At 35.2% G+C, this 20,500-nt stretch carries 18 protein-coding genes; 17 read left to right on the top strand and 1 reads right to left on the bottom strand.

What is annotated here, in order from left to right; translation table 11 throughout:
* Nucleotides 1–277 precede the first annotated feature (277 nt).
* Nucleotides 278–2,794 (top strand): sensor domain-containing protein, encoded by a 2,517-nt coding sequence (locus I7822_RS04720; RefSeq protein WP_243459271.1) that lies wholly within the window; start codon nucleotides 278–280, stop codon nucleotides 2,792–2,794.
* A gap of 37 nt (nucleotides 2,795–2,831) precedes the next feature.
* Here the strand turns inward: I7822_RS04720 and I7822_RS04715 are convergent, their stop codons facing one another.
* The gene (locus tag I7822_RS04715; RefSeq protein WP_207975598.1) at nucleotides 2,832–3,005 is read right to left on the bottom strand and encodes a hypothetical protein; all 174 of its coding nucleotides are present in this window, start codon (nucleotides 3,003–3,005) and stop codon (nucleotides 2,832–2,834) included.
* Nucleotides 3,006–3,195: 190 nt separating this feature from the next.
* Between I7822_RS04715 and I7822_RS04710 the strand changes: the two genes are divergently transcribed.
* The 16 genes from I7822_RS04710 to I7822_RS04635 all read left to right on the top strand — a co-directional run bounded on the left by I7822_RS04710 (nucleotide 3,196) and on the right by I7822_RS04635 (nucleotide 20,218).
* Nucleotides 3,196–4,203, top strand: coding sequence for an LLM class flavin-dependent oxidoreductase (locus I7822_RS04710; RefSeq protein ID WP_207975640.1), 1,008 nt, complete (start codon nucleotides 3,196–3,198; stop codon nucleotides 4,201–4,203).
* A gap of 43 nt (nucleotides 4,204–4,246) precedes the next feature.
* Entirely contained in the window at nucleotides 4,247–4,546 is a 300-nt protein-coding gene (locus tag I7822_RS04705) for an iron-sulfur cluster assembly accessory protein (RefSeq protein ID WP_207975597.1), read from the top strand.
* A 52-nt stretch (nucleotides 4,547–4,598) separates the two neighbouring features.
* Nucleotides 4,599–5,150 (top strand): glycerol-3-phosphate responsive antiterminator, encoded by a 552-nt coding sequence (locus tag I7822_RS04700; protein WP_307847677.1) that lies wholly within the window; start codon nucleotides 4,599–4,601, stop codon nucleotides 5,148–5,150.
* Nucleotides 5,151–5,577: 427 nt separating this feature from the next.
* Nucleotides 5,578–7,239, top strand: a complete 1,662-nt coding sequence (locus I7822_RS04695) for a glycerol-3-phosphate dehydrogenase/oxidase (protein WP_207975595.1) — start codon at nucleotides 5,578–5,580, stop codon at nucleotides 7,237–7,239.
* Between the two features lie 98 nt (nucleotides 7,240–7,337).
* Nucleotides 7,338–8,261, top strand: a complete 924-nt coding sequence (locus I7822_RS04690) for an alpha/beta hydrolase (RefSeq protein ID WP_207975594.1) — start codon at nucleotides 7,338–7,340, stop codon at nucleotides 8,259–8,261.
* Between the two features lie 111 nt (nucleotides 8,262–8,372).
* Nucleotides 8,373–8,804: an SRPBCC family protein gene (locus I7822_RS04685; RefSeq protein WP_207975593.1), complete on the top strand. Its 432-nt coding sequence runs from the start codon at nucleotides 8,373–8,375 to the stop codon at nucleotides 8,802–8,804.
* On the top strand, nucleotides 8,804–9,178 hold the full coding sequence (locus I7822_RS04680) for an ArsR/SmtB family transcription factor (RefSeq protein ID WP_207975592.1): 375 nt from the start codon (nucleotides 8,804–8,806) through the stop codon (nucleotides 9,176–9,178). The genes I7822_RS04685 and I7822_RS04680 overlap by 1 nt, the downstream gene beginning before the upstream one ends.
* A 105-nt stretch (nucleotides 9,179–9,283) precedes the next feature.
* Nucleotides 9,284–10,366, top strand: coding sequence for a DNA alkylation repair protein (locus I7822_RS04675; RefSeq protein WP_207975591.1), 1,083 nt, complete (start codon nucleotides 9,284–9,286; stop codon nucleotides 10,364–10,366).
* A gap of 345 nt (nucleotides 10,367–10,711) precedes the next feature.
* Nucleotides 10,712–11,887: an AGE family epimerase/isomerase gene (locus I7822_RS04670; protein ID WP_207975590.1), complete on the top strand. Its 1,176-nt coding sequence runs from the start codon at nucleotides 10,712–10,714 to the stop codon at nucleotides 11,885–11,887.
* On the top strand, nucleotides 11,884–13,068 hold the full coding sequence (locus I7822_RS04665; RefSeq protein ID WP_207975589.1) for a glycoside hydrolase family 130 protein: 1,185 nt from the start codon (nucleotides 11,884–11,886) through the stop codon (nucleotides 13,066–13,068). Before I7822_RS04670 ends, I7822_RS04665 begins: the two co-directional genes overlap by 4 nt.
* Before the next feature lie 229 nt (nucleotides 13,069–13,297).
* The gene (locus tag I7822_RS04660) at nucleotides 13,298–14,314 is read left to right on the top strand and encodes a substrate-binding domain-containing protein (protein ID WP_207975588.1); all 1,017 of its coding nucleotides are present in this window, start codon (nucleotides 13,298–13,300) and stop codon (nucleotides 14,312–14,314) included.
* A 114-nt stretch (nucleotides 14,315–14,428) separates the two neighbouring features.
* Nucleotides 14,429–15,025 carry a YesL family protein gene (locus I7822_RS04655; RefSeq protein ID WP_207975587.1) on the top strand — a complete coding sequence of 199 codons (597 nt, stop codon included), beginning with the start codon at nucleotides 14,429–14,431 and terminating at the stop codon, nucleotides 15,023–15,025.
* Between the two features lie 521 nt (nucleotides 15,026–15,546).
* Nucleotides 15,547–16,902 carry an ABC transporter substrate-binding protein gene (locus tag I7822_RS04650; protein WP_207975586.1) on the top strand — a complete coding sequence of 452 codons (1,356 nt, stop codon included), beginning with the start codon at nucleotides 15,547–15,549 and terminating at the stop codon, nucleotides 16,900–16,902.
* Between the two features lie 386 nt (nucleotides 16,903–17,288).
* Complete coding sequence (locus tag I7822_RS04645; protein ID WP_207975585.1) at nucleotides 17,289–18,164, top strand: carbohydrate ABC transporter permease; 876 nt, start codon at nucleotides 17,289–17,291, stop codon at nucleotides 18,162–18,164.
* Between the two features lie 2 nt (nucleotides 18,165–18,166).
* On the top strand, nucleotides 18,167–18,997 hold the full coding sequence (locus I7822_RS04640) for a carbohydrate ABC transporter permease (RefSeq protein ID WP_207975584.1): 831 nt from the start codon (nucleotides 18,167–18,169) through the stop codon (nucleotides 18,995–18,997).
* A gap of 291 nt (nucleotides 18,998–19,288) precedes the next feature.
* On the top strand, nucleotides 19,289–20,218 hold the full coding sequence (locus I7822_RS04635; RefSeq protein WP_207975583.1) for a glycoside hydrolase family 113: 930 nt from the start codon (nucleotides 19,289–19,291) through the stop codon (nucleotides 20,216–20,218).
* Nucleotides 20,219–20,500 lie beyond the last annotated feature (282 nt).

Here is a 20,500-nt window from a genome sequence, read left to right as displayed (position 1 = left end):
CATTTTTTTGAGGCGGGATAAGTTGAGACTGATTCAATTATTAGAATAGTAGTTTTTTTAAGCGGAATGCTGTCGAAAACAACAAGATTAATGGTACAATATTGCTAATAATTTTGTTTAATGATAGGTAATTAGTAGGCAATACCCTTAAAAATGACGAATAGTAATTAGAATAGATGATATCAATGTAGAACTTTAAGAAGGCGTTTTAAACTACTTCATATTAGACTCGAATAAAATTATTTACATACATTAGGAGGTTCCTTTTTTGAGTGACATGAAGGCTTTATCACAGAAAAACACTATCAATGGCAAACAGTCAACTTTATTTGAAAACATCGATAAAACCTACAAATCTCTTTTTGATAACCATCCTGATTTAGTTTTTATATTAGATTTATCTGGTAACATTTTATCCTATAACAAGCACATAAACTCTGTCACTGGCTACAAGAATGAGGAGATTTTTGGTTCCTTTGAAAAGTATATTGAAAAGAATTACCTGAACTCGACAATCGATAACTTCTTATTAACATGTGGCGGACAAGTACAAAGCTATGAAACCGCTATCTTATGTAAAGATGGCAGTGCTTTAGAGATTAATGTAACGAATATCCCGATAATAGTCGGGAGTGAAATCCTCGGGATATTTGGTATTGCTAAAGAAATCAGTAAATTAAAGGAAAAAGAGATCGCCTTAGAAAAGGTTCAAAATAGCCTTAATAATGCTCAAATAGTCGCCAATATCGGGAGCTGGGATTATGATATCTTAGAGGATGAAGCCTTCTGGTCAAATCAAATGTATTGTATTACTGGAATAGACAGTCATACAGAATTTGTTCCAACCTATAGCAGTATGGTTGAGATTGTTCATCCTAAAGATCGAAAACGATATGAACAAATTTTTAATAAATCACTTCATCTGGCTATTGATTACGAAATAGAATATCGTATTGTCAGGCCAAATGGTGAAGAAAGAATTGTTTATGAAAAAGCCAGTTTAATTATTGATGAAAATCAAAAACCAGTAAGAGTCATTGGAATCATTCATGATATTACAGAAAAAAGATTGGCTGAGAAAAGATTAAAAGAGAATGAACAACAGTTTCAAACGATCTTCAATAATCTTGAAGTAGGCATTTGGTCAATCAACATGAAAGAGTATAAGGCAACTTTTATTTCAGATGGCGTACAAAAAATCTGTGGTTATTCAAATGATGAGATCAAGAATGCTTCATTTTCTTGGGAAGCGATTATCTTTCCTGAAGACTTACCAAGCTACTTATCACAACAAAAGCTTTTACTAAAAGGTAATCATATTAACCACCAATATCGCATCATTCATAAAAATAATGAAGTGCGTTGGGTGCAAGACAACACGATACCATACATGACTGATGATGGTGAAATGATTCGTAAGGATGGAATCATTTCTGATATTACGAATCATAAAACTGCTGAAGCACAAATGCTTTATTTTGCACGTTATGACTACTTAACTGATTTACCAAATAAGAGAATGTTTGATCAAAGATTAATTGAGATGATTGAGTATCATAGTGAAATGAATCGTATATTTGGACTTATCTATTTAGACATGGATCGGTTTAAGTATGTTAATGATACACTGGGACACAGTATTGGTGATGAATTATTAAAACAAATATCAATTCGCCTTACTCAATGCATCATTAAGGGCGGATTTTTAGCAAGATTAGGTAGTGATGAATTCGGTATTTTGTATCCATCTCTAGAGGATACAAATGAATTAATTACAATCTCAGAGAAGATTATAACAGCTTTAAAGAAACCGTTTATGATTCAGGAATATGAACTCTTTATCACAACGAGTATAGGCATTAGTCTATTTCCTAATCATGGCTTAGATTTAGAAACATTATTAAAAAATGCTGATACAGCATTACGTCGTGCTAAGGAATTAGGTAAGGATAATTACATCTTTTATTTACCGATAAAAAGTATTGAAGAGTATAAGGGGCAAAGAACCTTTATGCTTGAAATGGATCTGCGCAATGCTCTTTCTCGAAATGAATTTTGTATGTATTTTCAACCTCGAGTAGATGTGTTTACGAATAAAATAGTCGGTGCAGAAGCTCTTATCCGTTGGAATCACAAAGAATGGGGATTGGTTTCTCCTCAAGAATTTATTCCTTTAGCAGAAGAAACGGGATTGATCATAGAAATTGGAAATTGGGTTGTTCGGAATGTGTGTGAACAACTTCGCTCTTGGCTGGAGAATAGACATCAGGTTGTGCCGATCTCAATTAATATTTCTCCGAAAAATTTACTTAAGAAGGATTGGGGTAAATATGTAACTGAAATCATAAAAACCAATAAGCTTGACCCTACCTTGCTAGAATTTGAAATTACTGAAAGTACCTTAATGCAAAATGAACATATTGTAAGGAATACGCTTAACATAATAAAGGATCTAGGGATAAAATTATCTTTAGATGATTTTGGAACAGGGTTTTCATCGATTACCTATTTAAAACAATATCAGTTTCACACGATAAAAATTGATCGATCATTTATAAAAAATATTGTCTTGGATCCTCAAGATTCAGTTATCACGAACGCGATAATCGAATTAGCGCATGGATTAAATATGAAGGTTGTAGCTGAAGGCGTTGAAACTGAGGAACAATTTATTCTTTTAAACCAACTCAAATGCGATGAAATCCAGGGTTTTTATTTTAGTAAACCCGTTTGTCTGGAAGAGTTTGAAATGTTATTACTAAGGGATAGGCTAGAGCCTATAAAGATAGATTAACAATTTGGCTGACACTTTCTTATTAAGTCAGCCTTTTTTATGTTGTCCCTACAAAATTCTTATAATTAAAGGTTTTTTCGTTTTTTTCATAAAGGCTGTTTTCGCAAACTTTGTTGTTATTTACCAAGTTTTGCGGCGTGGTTGATTGCAGCGAGAGATGCTCGCTTTCCGCGGGGCGGGCGGTGAGCCTCCTCGGCGTAAACGCCTGCATGAGTCTCACCTGTCCCGCTACTCCCGCAGGAGTCTCGCAATCCGTTCCAATCAACTTGAATTAGTTTATATTTTAAGAGCAACAATCTCTTAGAAAAGAGCCTTTCATAAAAGCAACTTGTTTGTTAATCTGAATGGCTAGTGATATGATACTCAATATTTCACAGGGGAGAAAGTGAGAGTTGTGTATGATGAAATTAAGTATTCTAGATCAATCGCCAATTTCATCTGGAAAAACTGCTAAGGAGGCATTGGAGGCCTCGATTAAACTAGCGCAAATTGGTGAAAAATATGGATACACACGTTATTGGATTGCTGAGCACCATGATATAGACGGACTTGCATGCTCGGCTCCTGAAATTATGTTAAGTTATATTGGAGCGAAAACAGAAACAATTCGTCTAGGTTCTGGAGCTGTATTGCTGCCAAACTATAAGCCTTATAAAATTGCTGAACTACATAACATGCTCGCAACACTTTTTCCAGACCGAATTGACATAGGAATTGGTCGATCTCCAGGGGGTTCTGCAGAAGCATCAATTGCATTAACAGATAATTTTTTGGAACAAATTAAGAGATATCCAGAATCTGTAAAGGAACTCCTGGATTTTATGTATCATGAGTTTCCGTCAGATCATATGTTTTCCAAATTAACAGCATCTCCTCTTCCTAATCGGCCACCTTATCCGTGGATTCTTGGTACAAGTAAGAAAAGCGCCTTACTTGCAGCAGAAATGGGTACAGCATATGCATACGCACATTTCATGAGTGATAATGAAGGGACAAATCTAGTAAAAGCATACATTGATAACTTCAAGACAAAAGAAATGCTGGAAAAGCCAAAGACTTTGATTGCAGTCTCTGTCATATGTGCAGAAACAACAGAAAAAGCAGAAGAATTAGCATTAAGCGGCTTTTTATGGAGAATCCAAACAGCAAAAGGAGAAAGAACGTTAGGGATACCAACTCTAGAAGAAGCCGAACAGTATGCTTTTACTTGCAATGAAAAAGACATGATCAAGGAAATGAGAAAGAAGATGCTGATCGGTAATCCATATGAAGTGAAGCAGCAGCTTATTGCTTTAAAAAATTCATACCAAACAGATGAAATCATGATTCTCACAATCGTACATAATTATGAAGACAGAAATCAATCTTATCAACTTATAGCTGAAGAAGTTCTCTCTAAAGGGCATTAATCAGTTTTTTTTTAAAATTACAAAAGAAGTGAGGAAACTAGAGATGAAATGTAAAATCAACCGAAACGCGGCAAAGGTCCTAAAAAACATGTTAAATAGTGAGGAAGCTGAAGGGAAAATGATACGAGTGTTTGTTACTCAGCAACATGGTGACCATGCTCACTATGATTTAAAGCTTGATACACCAACAGAAAACGATGAGATTGTAAAAACCGATAAAGACATAGACATTCTTCTTGATAAACGGGATGGTTTTTTAGATGGAGTATGGATTCAGTATTTTTATGTACCTCGAGAGGAATTTGTTATAACAAATCCATCAAAAGGAAGCCATACTCATTAAAAATACTCCCCAATTCAGCAAGGTGCGATTAGTAATTTAGCTAAATGAAAAGGTGAAGACTATGCAAAAAATATTACCGGCTTTTTCTACTATTAAGCAATTTGAAAAGTTTTTACAAAGTAATTATGAGATCGGTGTGTTCTTAGAAACTCACATTTCACAACTAATTAATATACATAAGCTGGCAAAGCAATATAATAAAAAAATTATTTACCATGTTGATCTCATTCATGGGCTGAAAAATGATGATTATGCAACAGAATATATCTGCCAGCAGTATGAACCATATGGACTGATCTCAACTAAATCCTCTGTTATTATTAAAGCGAAGCAAAAAGGAGTTCTTGCGATTCAACGGATGTTTTTAATTGATTCACATGCTCTTGAGAGAAGTTATCGCTTAGTTGAAAAAACAAAGCCAGATTACATTGAAGTATTACCAGGTGCTATGCCGTGGATGATTAAAGAGGTAAAGGAAAGAACAAACATTAAGATTTTTGCCGGGGGTCTTATTCGTAGTACTCAGGAGGTTGAGGACGCGCTGTTAGCAGGTGCTGAGGCAATAACAACTTCAAAAAGAGAGCTTTGGGAGTACTTTAAATAAGGCTGTTTTCGCAAACTTTGTTGCTATTTACTAAGTAGTGTGGTGTGGTTGATTGCAGCGAGAGACTCGCTTTCCGCGGGACGGGTAGTGAGCCTCCTCGGCGTAATGAGTCTCACCTGTCCCGCTGCTCCCGCAGGAGTCTCGCAATCCGCTCCAATCAACCTTAAATAGTTTTCGTTTTAAAAGCAAGAATCCCCTAGAAAAGAGCCTTAAATAAACAATTGGTGGCGATCATAACATAGCCATTTTTGTGTTACGCTTTTATCTTTTATGAAATGATAAGGGATGTTATAATTTAGTTAAATTAATATGCCGGTAGGAGACTTGATGAGACCATGCTACATTATAGCGATTGTTATAATGATAGTTCCGGTCTCTTTTTTTGTAGAAAGGAACTTTCACATAGTATGTAAGGGAGGGACGACAAATGACTAATCAATTTTCAAGCATCACACGAAAAAAACAGCTTGAAATCATGGAAAATGAACAATACGATTTGTTAATCATTGGTGGAGGGATTACAGGTGCAGGTATTGCATTAGATGCTGTACTTCGCGGGATGAAGGTAGCCCTAGTTGAAATGCAGGACTTTGCAGCAGGTACTTCAAGTCGCTCAACTAAACTTGTTCATGGTGGATTACGCTATTTAAAGCAATTACAAGTTGCCATGGTTGCGGAAGTAGGGAAAGAACGCGAGATTGTATATGAAAATGGGCCACATGTTACAACCCCTGAGTGGATGTTGCTTCCTTTGCATAAAGGTGGGACATTCGGAAGGCTTACAACATCCGTTGCTTTGCGTGTCTATGATTTTCTAGCAGGTGTAAAAAAATCTGAACGTCGTACAATGTTATCTGCTGAGGAAACAATACAGAAAGAGCCATTGCTAAAAAAGGCAGGGCTTAAGGGCGGCGGATATTATGTTGAATATCGGACAGATGATGCGAGGTTAACGATTGAGGTATTAAAGGCAGCGTTGGCTAAAGGTGCACATTGTGTAAATTATGCAAAAGCAGTCGAGTTTATTTATGAAAATAATCAGGTAGTAGGTTGTAAAATAAATGACATGATCACGAACGGAACATATAAGATTATGGCTACAAAGGTTGTAAATGCAGCAGGACCTTGGGTTGATGATGTTCGGAAAAACGATTATGCAAGAAATAATAAACAGCTCCGTTTAACAAAAGGAGTGCACATCGTTATTGATCAATCTGTCTTTCCGCTTAGGCAGGCCATTTATTTTGATACGCCAGATGGTAGAATGGTTTTTGCAGTACCACGTAACGGGAAGGCATATGTAGGGACAACCGATACATTTTTTGATCAGAATGTTGAGAATCCAAAAATGAGTAGAGCAGATCTAGACTATCTATTAAATGCAATTCAGTTTATGTTTCCTAAGGTACATGTAACAGAGAAAGATGTTGAATCAAGTTGGGCTGGGGTTCGCCCATTAATATATGAGGATGGAAAAGATCCTTCAGACATATCCCGTAAAGATGAAATATGGGAAGCGGAAAGTGGACTTATTACAATTGCTGGCGGGAAATTAACTGGCTACCGAAAGATGGCTGAAGCGGTAGTAAATTTGGTTTCTGAGCGCATCAAAAAGGAGAACCCAAAACTGAAGTTTAAAAAATCTCAGACGAAATCATACCGCATTTCAGGTGGGAAAGTAGGTGGTTCAAAAGGTTTGCAATCATTTATTGCAAACAAAGAAATAGATGCGGTTCAATATGGTTTTACTCAAGAAGAAGGTCACTATTTAGCCCGTACATATGGGTCTAATGTTGAGGAACTTTTTAAATATGGAAGACAATATGATATGAGAACATTAAAGCTATCACGTATTGTATATGCTCAGCTCATGTATGCGATAGAAAAAGAGATGGCAATAAAACCAGTCGATTTTTTCATTCGCAGAACCGGTGCATTATTCTTCAATATTGAATGGGTCCACACATGGAAGGATGAAGTAATCACATTTATGGCTAAAAAACTAGATTGGACATATAAACAGACCCAAGAGTATAAAGCTGAATTAGAAAAAGAATTACAGGATGCTGTGACACCAGCTGATACTTAATCCTTATCGCTCCATTTTTAAAAGTAAAGAGAACTTCCAAATACAAAAATATACGCTGCTTTAATTGATAAGAACCTGGTGAAAAGGGGATGCTTAGTATGAATCAGAAAAAGTGGTTAACAATGTCTGATGGCCATGAGGTTTATTTGTTTAAATGGTATGACGAAAATGTTAAGCCAAGAGCGATCTTACAATTATCACATGGAATGGCAGAGCATATTAATCGTTATCATGAATTTGCCATTTCACTTGTTTCAGCAGGTTTTTTTGTTTATGGAAATGATCACCGCGGACATGGAAAAACAGGAGAAAAAACCGGAACTTTAGGTTTTTTTGCTGATGATAATGGATTTGAACGTGCTGTAGAGGACCTAGGGGAAATAAACGATTTCATTCACAATGAGTATCCAGATATACCTGTTTTTATAATGGGGCATAGTATGGGATCATTTTTAGTTCGACGTTTTGTACAGCGCTTTCAAAAACGAGTTAATGGAGTGATCATCTCCGGTACAGGTGGAGATCCAGGATTTATGGGAAAGATCGGCAAAAGACTAGCAAAATCTCAAGTTAAAAAATTGGGTAAGCAAACTGAGAGTCCATTCATGAACAAGCTAACCTTTGGCGGGTATAATAAGAAGTTCTCTACTATTGAAACTGATTATGATTGGCTGACAAGAGATCGAAACGAGGTACAAAAATATATAGAAGATCCTTATTGTGGGTTTATTGCTACGACTGGCTTTTATTATGACTTACTTTCAGGATTAGAAACTATTCATCGAAAAGATGAAGTCAAAAAAATTGAAACGGATTTACCCTTCTTCTTTTTCAGTGGGGAGCATGACCCAGTCGGTAATCAAACAAAAGGTGTTATCGGTGTTATCCAACAATACAAAAAACATGGTATTAAAAATATAGATTATATGTTTTATAAAGATGGACGTCATGAAATGCTGAATGAAACAAATCGAAATGAAGTAATAAATCATATTATTCAGTGGTTAGAAAAGCAATTGTAATCATTCTATAATGCAACTATTTAAAATTTCTTATTGACATGTAACCAAATGGTTTCGTATTATTATCCATAGGAAACCATTTGGTTACATAAATGATATGGAGGTAATAACATGACAAATAATCAAGAAAAAGTACCAGAGATTCGAAAAACGACTGTATTTAATGCATCAATTGAAAAGGTATGGCAAGCAGTTTCAACTTCAGAGGGAATTGCTGAATGGTTTATGCCGAATGATTTTGAGCCAAAGGAAGGGCATGAGTTCACACTTCATTCACCATATGAGAAATCACCGTGTAAAGTGTTAGAAGTGAATCCGCCAAATGGACTTGCATTCACGTGGGGAGTATTTGGCTGGCAGGTTTCGTTTGAGTTAAAGGAATTAGATGGCAAAACGGAATTTACGCTTATCCATTCTGGCTGGGGGGCACCAAACGAAGTGGTCGGACCAGCTGGTGAGACACATACTGTCATAAGAGATAGAATGAACAATGGTTGGGAAGGAATTGTTAATGATCGTCTTCGCAAAGTAGTTGAGGAATAATGACAGCCGTTCAAAAATATGATGTTTTTCAAGCGATTGCTGATCCTTCACGCCGCAAAATGCTAAAGCTACTCGCGAATCAGGAATTACCTGTGACAGTAATAAGCAAGCACTTCCCGATGAGTCGTACGGCTGTATCCAAGCATTTACGAATTCTATCTGAAGCAAATCTCTTAAGTGTAGAAAAAGTAGGAAGAGAAATAAGGTACAAGCTGCAGCCAGATACTTTGCTTGAATTGAAGCACTGGCTTTCCTTCTATGAACAATTTTGGGATAACAAAATTTCAATGCTAAGACATTTAGTAGAAAATGATGAATCAGGTGAGTTGAAGGTAGTTGAAAAGATTGATCGTTTTGATAATAATGATAAGTAGCCTACTATGATAGTGGGCTACTTGCGTTTTAATTGTTAGTCATTACTTTAGGTTTTTTACTATAAGGTAAATTTAAAAGTCTATAAATGACAGAGGAGAAGGTAAATGGCAGAAGAATTAAGAAATTTATTTGATCAAGACTATATTAATGAACTTTCAACCTCAATTAAATCAGAATATCGAAATTTTGATTCTCGCTTATTTCAATCACTAATTTATGATGATATGTGGAATGAATTAGCATTAAAGCAACGAGTAAGACATATCACGAATTGTCTTCATAAAACATTAGCTATGGAATTTGTAGAAGTACTTGAGCTATTAAAAAAGGTCGCTCCACGTTGTAGAGGGGGATTAACTGGCATTGTCTTTCCAGATTATGTAGAGGTATATGGACTTGAGTTTTGGAATGAATCGATTGATGCTCTTGAATACTTTACGCAATTTTCGACCTCTGAATTTGCAGTAAGACCTTTTGTTATGAAAAACCAATCACTTATGATAGAGCAATTTTTAAAATGGAGCAAACATCCGAATGAGCATGTAAGAAGATTAGCAAGTGAAGGCTCTAGACCTCGGTTACCATGGGGAATTGCACTAACAAGCCTCAAAAAAGATCCAACTCCAATTTTTCCAATCTTAGAGAATTTAAAAGAGGATCCATCTTTATATGTTCGAAAAAGTGTAGCAAACAATTTAAATGACATTTCAAAGGACCACCCAGAGATTGTACTCGCAATCGCTAAAAAATGGTATGGCGACAACAATGATACGAACTGGATAATCAAAAGAGGAATAAGAACCTTAATGAAAAAGGGAGATCAACAAGCCCTAGAATTGTTTGGTTTTGGTATTAACCCTAATCTAATTGTAGAAGAGTTAACTGTGACAGATAAACTAACGATTGGTGATGCGTTATCTTTCTCATTTCAGCTTATTTCATCAGATGAAAAGCTTACTAAGATCAGAGTGGAATACGCACTTGATTTCGTAAAGGCTAATGGAAAACATTCAACGAAGTTATTTAAAATCGCTGAGAATGTGATTAACCCTGATGAAAAAAGGGTTTATACTAAGAAACATTCATTTAAAGATTTAACAACACGAAAACATTATCCAGGAAAACATAAGATCTCCATTGTGGTGAATGGGGAAACAAAGGCGAGCGAATATTTCACAGTGGTTTGAGGTAAGCTCATGCTATTATAAAATACAAAATTAAGTAAAAAACAAATAGGAACATAAAATAATAAGTTTATAAAGAAAGAATTAACCTTCAAATTGTTAGAATGGGTTAATTCTTTTTTTATTGGCTCTGTTAAATCCCACTGTTGATTGCAGCGAAAATCAACAACCGAGTTTAACAGAGCCTTCTTATTTAAAAAAATATAGTTTAAAAGACTACCTATTAGCTACTGTGGTCATGAAGTATTTAATATTGAAAACGCTTTATATCTAATTGACAAATATCAAGTTACAAAGTAACATAATAATTAAGTTATCGGTAAACTAAAGTTAGGGGGTTTTTTTGTTTTGAATAAACTAAAAAATGAAATAGAAAATCATTTACTGAATCATATTTTACCGTTTTGGATAAATCTCAAGGATGAACAAAATGGTGGTTTCTTTGGCAAGGTGAATTATGATCTGACTGTTAATAAAGAAGCTGATAAAGGTGGTATTGCTGCTTCACGGTTTTTATGGTCGTTCTCAGCAGCCTACCGATTGACAAAAAGACCTGAATATTTAGAGTGCGCACACCATGCTTACTCATTCTTAGTTGAGAAAGTATATGATCATGAACACCATGGTTTATTTTGGCAAGTCGATTATAAAGGGAATCCTGTTGAAGACCAAAAACATGTTTATACTCAATCATTTGGTGTTTATGCATTAAGTGAATATTACCGTGTAACAAAAAGTGAAGATGCACTACGATACGCAAATAAAATTTTTAAACTAATCGAAACAGTAGGCTTTGATAAGGAAAACAATGCTTATAAAGAAGAATTTGATCGGGAATGGAACGAGCTTCCAAATGAAAAGTTGAGTGAAAATGGTGTTGTAGCAGAAATTACGACTAACACACATCTTCATGTTTTAGAAGCTTATACAAATCTTTATAAGGCATCTGCAGAAGTTGTAGTTAAGGATCGTTTAACAAATTTAATCGAGATTTTCTATGAAAAGATTTATGACAAGGATACAAAATTCTTAAACGTATTTTTTGATAAAAACTGGAACTCATTGCTCCATTTAAAATCATTTGGACATGACATTGAAGCAAGCTGGTTAATTGATGATGCACTTAAGGTGTTAGGTCTTGAAGATGAACGCTTTGTTCAAATGGTTATTGATATTGCATATAACATTGCAGGTGCTGCAATTCTTGAGGATGGTTCTCTTGCAAATGAACAGCATAATGATGATGTTGACCTTACACGCATTTGGTGGGTCCAAGCAGAAGCAATGGTTGGCTTCCAAAATGCGTATGAAAGAACGAATGATGAGAAATTTTTAACATTAGTAAATGGATTATGGGAGTACACGAAAAATAATATTGTCGATCATCGTGACGGTGGAGAATGGTATTGGTCTGTTGAACCAGATGGCAAGCCGACGGAAAGAGCAGTTGGAGAACCATGGAAAACACCCTATCATAATTCAAGATTTTGTTTAGAAATGATGGAGAGGATTGAAAACATATGATACATGAAAAGTATTTTGAACTAGTTGAAAAACAAAATGAACTATTAAGCCAAAAAAATGAGAGAAAGGCAGACTTTTATAATGGAATATATGATCGTTATGAAAACCCAGTCGTAACTCGTCATCATGTTCCATTACATTGGCGCTTTGATTTAAATAAAGAAACAAATCCTCACTTTATGGAGAGATTAGGGATAAATGCAGCGTTTAACCCAGGTGCAATTTATTTAAATAATAAGTACTATCTTGTTGTTCGTACTGAAGGCTTAGATCGTAAATCGATTTTTGCGCTAGCTGAGAGTGGCAATGGCATTGATAACTTTCGATTCATCGATACGCCATTAACATGGGAAGATATTGATGAGAAAGAAACGAATATTTATGATATGCGTTTAGTTCAGCATGAAGATGGCTGGATTTACGGGATCTATTGCTCTGAAAGCAAGGACCTAGATGCTTCTGAGTTTGATACATCTAGTGCTGTTGCCCAAGCAGGGTTAGTGCGTACAAAGGATCTTAAAAAATGGGATCGTCTTCCTAATATTGATACCCCATCACCACAACAACGTAATGTGGTTCTACACCCTGAATTTGTTGATGGTAAATATGCATTTTACACTCGTCCACAGGATGGATTTATTTCAACAGGTTCTGGTGGTGGAATAGCATTTGCCTTATGTGATGATATTTTAAATCCGATTGTAAAAGAAGAACAGGTTATGCATGAGAAGCGCTACCATACTATTTACGAGGTCAAAAATGGGCAAGGACCAGCACCAATTAAAACGGATAAAGGCTGGATTCATATTGCTCATGGTGTGAGAAACACTGCAGCGGGTTTACGTTATGTCCTTTACACACTTGCAACTAGTTTAGAGGATCCATCACAAGTAATTGCAACACCTGGTGGACATTTTATTGCACCCTATGATGAAGAGCGAATAGGTGATGTATCCAATGTTGTCTTCTGTAACGGTGCTGTAGTAAATGAAAATAATGAAGTGTTTATCTATTATGCATCAAGTGACACTCGTATTCACGTGGCAACGACAACAATAGAAAAGCTTGTTGATTACACATTTAATACTCCTGAAGATCCTTACCGCTCATTAGAATGTGCTGCACAGCGTAAAGATTTGATTGAGAGGAATATAGAACTACTTAAAGAGATTAATAAGTAATCGTTATTGAAAAAGGATTCTATCATATAAAAAAAGTTAAGTTAAAAAGATAGAATCCTTTATATATGTACGGCGAGGAGGCTCATCGCCCGCCTCGCGGAAAGCGAGCATCCTCTCTCTGTAATCAACCACACCGCATTACTTGGTAAATTGCAACAATGTTTGCGAATACAGCCTTATATCTAGACTAGCTTTATGAGATAAGCGGTTTGCTCGGAGGAAATGAAAAATGAAAAACAATGTGACGATGAGGGATATAGCCGATCAATTAGGCGTAAGTAGTGTTACTGTTTCAAAGGCACTTAACGATAAAGATGGAGTGAGTGAGGAGCTTAAACTTAAAATTAAACACCTCGCTGAAGAAATGGGCTATCGTTATAATGCGATGGCTAAGTCTATGAAAGAAGGTTTATCTTATAATATTGGTGTTATCGTTCCTGAGCGTTTTGCAGGTATGGAACAATCATCCTTTTATTTAAATGTATACCAGAGTATATCAAGGGTATTAGAGAACCACGGTTACTATGGGATTCTCCATATTTTAAATAGTGAAGATGAAAAAAAGCAAAACCTTCCAAGAATTTATTATGAGCAAAAAGTAGATGGCTTCATTATACTTGGGCAAATAAGTAAAGAATATATTGAAAAAATCCAAGGTATCGAGCTTCCAAAGGTTTTCCTTGATTTTTATGATGAGCATGCAGAGATTGATTCAGTTATTACAGATAACTTCTATGGGGCCTATGAAATTACGAACTATCTTCTTCACAATGGCCATCGTGAGATTGCTTATGTTGGGAATTTGTATTCAACTAGTAGTATTCAAGACCGTTTCTTAGGCTACTATAAATCATTACTTGAACATAAAGTTGAGTTAAAGCAAGACTATATACTAAATGATCGCGATGAACATGGTACTTATATCGATATTTCAATTCCTGAAAGGCTTCCAACTGCATTTGTGTGTAACTGTGATCAAGTTGCACATAATTTAGTTCACAAGCTAACAAAATTAGGATATAAGGTGCCAGAAGATTGTTCGGTCGTAAGCTTTGATAATGATATATATGCAACAATAACAGAACCTGGACTAACGACAGTTGAAGTTGACATAGAAGAAATGGCTAATAACGCAGTGAGCTTTACTTTAGAAAAAATAAAAGATCCAAAAAAAACCTTTGGACGTGTATTAGTAAAAGGAAAAATAGTCTATCGAAAGTCTGTTAGAAAAATAACAACAAGGTAACTTTATGCCTTGTTGTTATTTTTTTAGTATACTATTACTAATTGTTTAGAAGATTGTAATGATAAGAAGCTTTTGCTGAAAAGGTTAATTACTTTTTAAAGGTAGTGGAGAAAAATGAATAGCAAAATCGTTTTGTTTTTTCAATATATGTATAAATATTTTCAAGTAAGTTTATACTTTTGGTTATCGCTATTAAAGGGTGTAGTTGTTTATAGTATCGTCCCAACCTTTTGTACATTATTTTTAGTGTTACGTGACATAAATAAGGGTGAGGATGAGGAGAAAAATAAAAATGTAAAGCTTCTTTTTAAACATTATTATGAATCATTTCAAATGTATAAGGTGACATCTTTTATTTATACTTTTAGCATGATCATTCTTTATACATGTCTTTTCTTTGTAAATAAGCAAACAAATGCATTTTCACTTGTCCTATCCATTTTATTAATCTATTTCTTGGTAATGGTATTATTGATGTTAACTTATAGTACGGCATTTCTTGCTTTTAAAAACATGAATGTAAAGGATGGCAATATACATGCCTTCTTAGCCATTATCAAAAATCCAATAAATTCGGTCTCAATTTTAGTGATTATTATTTTACTGTTTATTGCTGCGGGTTATAATCTTGCATTTTTTGTTGTATTCGGCCCCTTTTTATATGGGCTAGGCGTTATTTTTTCTCTGGTTAAGGTTTTGGAAATAGAATAATTAGGTTGTTTATTGATAATAGGGTTACTCACCAGGGCATACATGTCTCTCTTTGTGAGTAACCCTATTTATGATTGTTCAAAATTGCATAGTGAATCCTCCCGTGGACAAAATATATGTAGCTTAAATATTGTTTGCTATAAATTAAAGGGATAAACTGAAGAAGGTTCATCTGCAATTAAGCAAATGAATACTAATTAACTTAACGGTAACCTTATAGTGTTGAAGTTTTAGACAGAGTGTAACGATGAAACGGAGAAGAAAGTGGAAGGGATAAGTTTTATATTTGATGTCGACTAGTTGAATTTTATTGTTTTGCAGTTTTAAATAATTTAGTGAATGTCGAAAAAATAGTGATATTTATAGGGTTTTCTGGTGGTTTAGAGTAAAAGATTAAAAAAAATGTAGAATGATGAAAAAAATAAAGGAAAATTCATTGACAAGAAAGCGTTACCATCATACAATTAATTTGTAACCTATACGGTAACTTTAAAAAATGATTAATGAGAGGGGTTAATAGAATGAAGAAAACTAGATTACTAAGCTTGTTTATGGCTATGTTACTTGTTGTACTTGCAGCTCTTACTGGTTGTTCATCTTCTACAAAGGAAGAAGATGGGGCTGGAAATGGAGGCTCAACTGAAGCAGATGTAAGTTGGAAGGATAAAGATCCTAAGGAAATTGAAGGGGAAATTACTTTCATTACTCAAAGAACGGATATTGTTGATACGGTATTCCCAGAGTATGAGAAAGAATTCCAAAAGATCTATCCAAATGTTGAAGTGAATTTCGAGGCATTAACAGATTACGGCGGACAAATTACACCGCGTATGAACACTGAAGATTATGGTGATGTGCTTTTAATGGCCCCACAAGTTCCAATTGAAGATATTCCGAATTTCTTCGAGCCACTTGGTAAACTTGATGAAATGGAAAAGGATTATATGGGTGTTGAAGAAAGAGCGGTAGATGGTACAGTGTATGGTATTCCAATTGCAGTTACTTACACTGGTGTCGTTTATAACAAAAAGATATTTGCAGAAGCTGGAATCGATAAAACTCCTAGAACAATAGATGAGTTTATGCAGGCTTTAAACAAAGTTAAAGATAATACTGATGCAATTCCAATGTACACGAACTATGCAGCTGGATGGCCGTTAACACAGTGGCAAGGTGCTATAACAACTGTTGCTGGTGATGCTGCATACTATAACCAAACACTAGTGAACGAAAAGGATCCATTAGTACCAGGAAAACCTCAATATGAGCTTTATAAAATTATGTATGATATTGCTAAACAAGGTTTGATTGAAAAAGATCCATTAACAACTGATTGGGAATTATCAAAAGAGATGATGGGTAAAGGTGAAATCGCTACGATGGTATTAGGTTCTTGGGCGATAGACCAAATTAAAGGTGTTTCTGAAAACCCAGACGATATTGGTTATATGCCATTCCCAACGAATGCGGAAGAAGTAATTTTCCCATTAGGAGCAGACTTGCAAATCGGTGTTAATAAGCATACTGAGCATAAAGATGCTGCATTAGCGTGGGTTGACTGGTTCATTCATGACTCTGGATATGCTGTTGAGCAAGCTGGCGGAATTAGTGCAGCTAAGAGTGTTCCACTTCCAGAAGAGTTAAAAGCATATGAAGAACAAGGTGTTGTATTCTCTTTACTTGAACCGGCTAAAGAAGGACAAGAAGGTCTGCTTGACCAAATTGATAAAGAATCTGAAGTTGGTTTCTGGTTAGAGGATAATAAGAAGCGTATTATTGAAGCGGCTATCGGAAACAGAGATGAGACTTATGAAGATATAAATAAAGAATTAAATGCTGATTGGAATGAAGCAGCAGAAAAAATCAAAGGTGAGTAATTAAGGACACCCTGTAACCACTTTTGATAGAGAAAGTGCAACGTTTTTGTAATTAGTTTTTAGTGTCTAGCTCCAGCGCCCAGCGCCTAGTGAACTTCACACTCCTTATACGATAAGTCAACATCGAAACGCTATCGCTCTTCGTGTTTCCTTTATCTCATACGGAGTGCTCTTTTTTCTACGTCGCTAAACGGGCGCTTGCGCTTTTTTAAAGTATAGCGCTTTAATAGAGTGTTTATTATTTACTCTTAGCGCCTAGTCCTATAAGGATATAAGCCACTCAGGAATTGAAGGTACTTTAACACCTTCAATTCCTGAGCGACTTATTTGCCTGAGGCTAAGCTTATGCGCATTTCGTTTTTTATTACTGCCGGGAGGTGTAGTCTGTGTTCAAATTCTCAAACCTATCGTATGACGCGCAAAGAAGAGTCATTATTATTCTTTTCTCAATTGTTCCGGTAGCATTGTTAATTACTTTTGCTTATATACCGGTAGCGAATATGTTCTATTACAGTTTCACAGATTGGAATGGATTTAGTGATAAGGAGTTTGTCGGATTTGAAAATTACCTGACAATTTTTACAGATCCAGAATACTTTGTTGTTTTTAAAGTAAGTTTGTATTATTTCTTTGCAACGTTTGTGCAAATGGGATTAGCGTTATATTTCGCGACAATTTTAAGTTTTAACGTTCGTTTTAAAAATTTCTTTAAAGGTGTTTTGTTTTTCCCTTACTTATTAAATGGTGTTGCGATCGGTTTTATGTTTTTGTTTTTCTTTAGACCTGAAGGAACATTGGATACAGTTTTAAATGCTTTAGGGTTAGGGGAGCTTATTCAACTTTGGTTAGGAAACCCTGATATTATTAATATTTCTTTAGCAGGAACATCTATATGGAGATACATGGGTTTTAACTTTATCATCTTTTTAGGGGCGATTTCATCGATTCCTAAAGATGTATATGAAGCAGCGGAAATTGATGGTGCGAATAAATGGCACCAGTTTAGATATATTATTTTACCGAGTATTCGCAGAATCATTCAGCTTAACTTAATTTTAGCGATAAGTGGAGCGCTTTCTGCATTTGAAATTCCTTACATTATGACAGCTGGTGCTAACGGAAGTAAAACGTTTGTTATCCAGACAGTAGATATTGCGTTCAAGTATGGTAAGGTCGGTCTTGGTTCTGCGATGGCTGTCGTGCTTATGATTATTGTTATCGTAGTAACGCTTATACAGAAAAAATTCTTTAAGGAGGACTAGAAGTGTATAAATTAAAGTATACGTTAGGTAGCGTAGTTAAATATGTATCACTGCTTCTAGGATTATTCGCAGCTTTAATTCCAATTGCGGTCGTATTCTTTGCCTCTTTTAAAACAAGTAGTGAATATAAGAGTTCAGGACCATTAACACCACCTGAGAATTGGACAAACTTCGAAAATTACACAAGGGCATTTGTTGAAGGAAATATGATGGTTGGATTTATGAATACAACGATTATTTTACTTGTTTCTATTGTAGGTGCGACGTTAACGGGTTCAATGATCGCATTCGTATTAAATCGTTTTAAATTCAGAGGTAGCAATCTATTAATGGGTGCATTTTTGCTTGCTACACTCATTCCAGCTGTTACAACACAAGTTGCAACCTTCCAAATTATTGAGGGGCTTGGGTTGTTTAATACAAGAGGAGCAGCAATTATTTTGTACATGAGTACAGATATCATTGCAGTATATATTTTCTTGCAGTTTATGGATTCGATTTCAGTTTCATTAGATGAATCAGCAATGCTTGATGGTGCATCATATGTAACGATTTTTAGAAAAATTATTTTACCTTTACTTAAGCCAGCTATTGTTACGGTTATCATCGTTAAAGGTGTAAATGTATATAACGATTTTTATACACCGTTTCTATATATGCCGAAAAAGGAGCTTCATGTTATTTCAACCGCGTTGTTTACGTTTAAAGGACCTTATGGATCACAGTGGGAGGTTATCTGTGCTGGAATTATGATCGCGATTATTCCGACATTGATTGCGTTCATCTCACTACAGAAACATATATACAACGGAATGGCAGGTTCAGTTAAGTAATTATTCATCAAACGATCCTGTCTGGGATAGTGTTGGATTGTCTTTTTTTAGGCTCTTTTCTAAAAGATTGTTGCTTTTGAAACAAAAACTAATTCAGGTTGATTGGAGCGAGCAACTCTCGCTGCGATCAACCACACCGCATTACTAGGTAAATAGCAACAAAGTTTGCGAAAACAGCCTTTTCAAAATAATTGTACGCTTAATTTCTAATATTTTAATAATGTAAAAAACGTAAGGGACTGATTTTCAGTTTTGATGTCAGCCTCTTATTTTGTAAGGGGGAGCCGTTTTTTGGAATTCATCAAGGGTTTTACGTATGGTTGGATGAGTAGAAAAGGAGATTTTAAGAAGCCTGAAGCGAAGGAGTCTATGAGGCTCTTAAAAGAAAGAACAAATACAAATTATGCAATCATTTCTTTAGCAGCTTTACAGGATGGTGCCCATACCATAGTAGTGGATTATACTGGGGACCATATGGTTTCAGATGAAGAATTAGTAGACATGATTGAATATGCTCAGTCACTTGGGTTAAAGGTGATCTTAAAACCTACAGTGAATTGTAAGGATGGTACGTGGAGAGCTCATATTAACTTCTTTGACCTAGATGTTCCTTGTGAACCTAAGTGGAGAGACTGGTTTAAGAGTTATACGGAATATCAAATGCATTATGCTGCAATTGCTCAGAAAACGAATTGTGACATGCTCATTGTTGGTTGTGAAATGGTACAAACAGAACGAAGAGACAAAGAGTGGCGTGCTTTAGTAGAAGAAGTGCGTACAATTTATAAAGGGGCTATTACGTACAATACTGATAAATACCAAGAAGGAAATGTCAAGTGGTGGGATGCATTAGATGTGATCTCTTCAAGTGGTTATTATCCGATAAATGATTGGGATAATCAGTTAGATCGTATCGAAAAGATTATTAAACCATTTAACAAACCGTTTTTCTTTGCGGAAGCTGGTTGTCCAAGTCGTTCGAATTCACCGTATGTTCCGAATGACTGGGGTCTCGAAGGTGAGACGGACATGAAAGCGCAAGAGGATTATTATAAAGTAATGTTCGAAAAAACAAAGGATAGAGACTGGGTACGCGGTTTTGGTCTGTGGGACTGGAAAGCTCTACTTCATATGGAAGAAAACGCAACAAGCAATGATGATTATGCTATTTATGGAAAGCCAGCAGAAAAGGTGATTAAGGCTTTTTATGAAACTAAATAATGATGAAGGTGAACAATCAGTAAGGTAGCAAACTCTTGTTTAGGGGGCTGCCTTTTTTGTCGAATATTTTAGGATGAAAATATGATTGTTATGTCTTTACTATAATTGAATATTAGTATAAAGTTAGTTTTATAATAACAAACAAAATAACTAAAATAACAAAATGAGTAAATGTACTGGATTCGTAATGATATAGGTTGAATTAATATATTGCTTAACAAATGGAAGCTTAAATAATTCTATATATCTATATTTATCTAAAATTACTCCGATAAAAAACTA

Origin of the sequence: Metabacillus bambusae (assembly GCF_017497975.1) — a bacterium.
Taxonomy (GTDB): Bacteria; Bacillota; Bacilli; order Bacillales; family Bacillaceae; genus Metabacillus; species Metabacillus bambusae.
The sequence above is the reverse complement of the archived record's forward strand: the minus strand, read 5'-3'. Positions and strand labels throughout refer to the sequence as shown.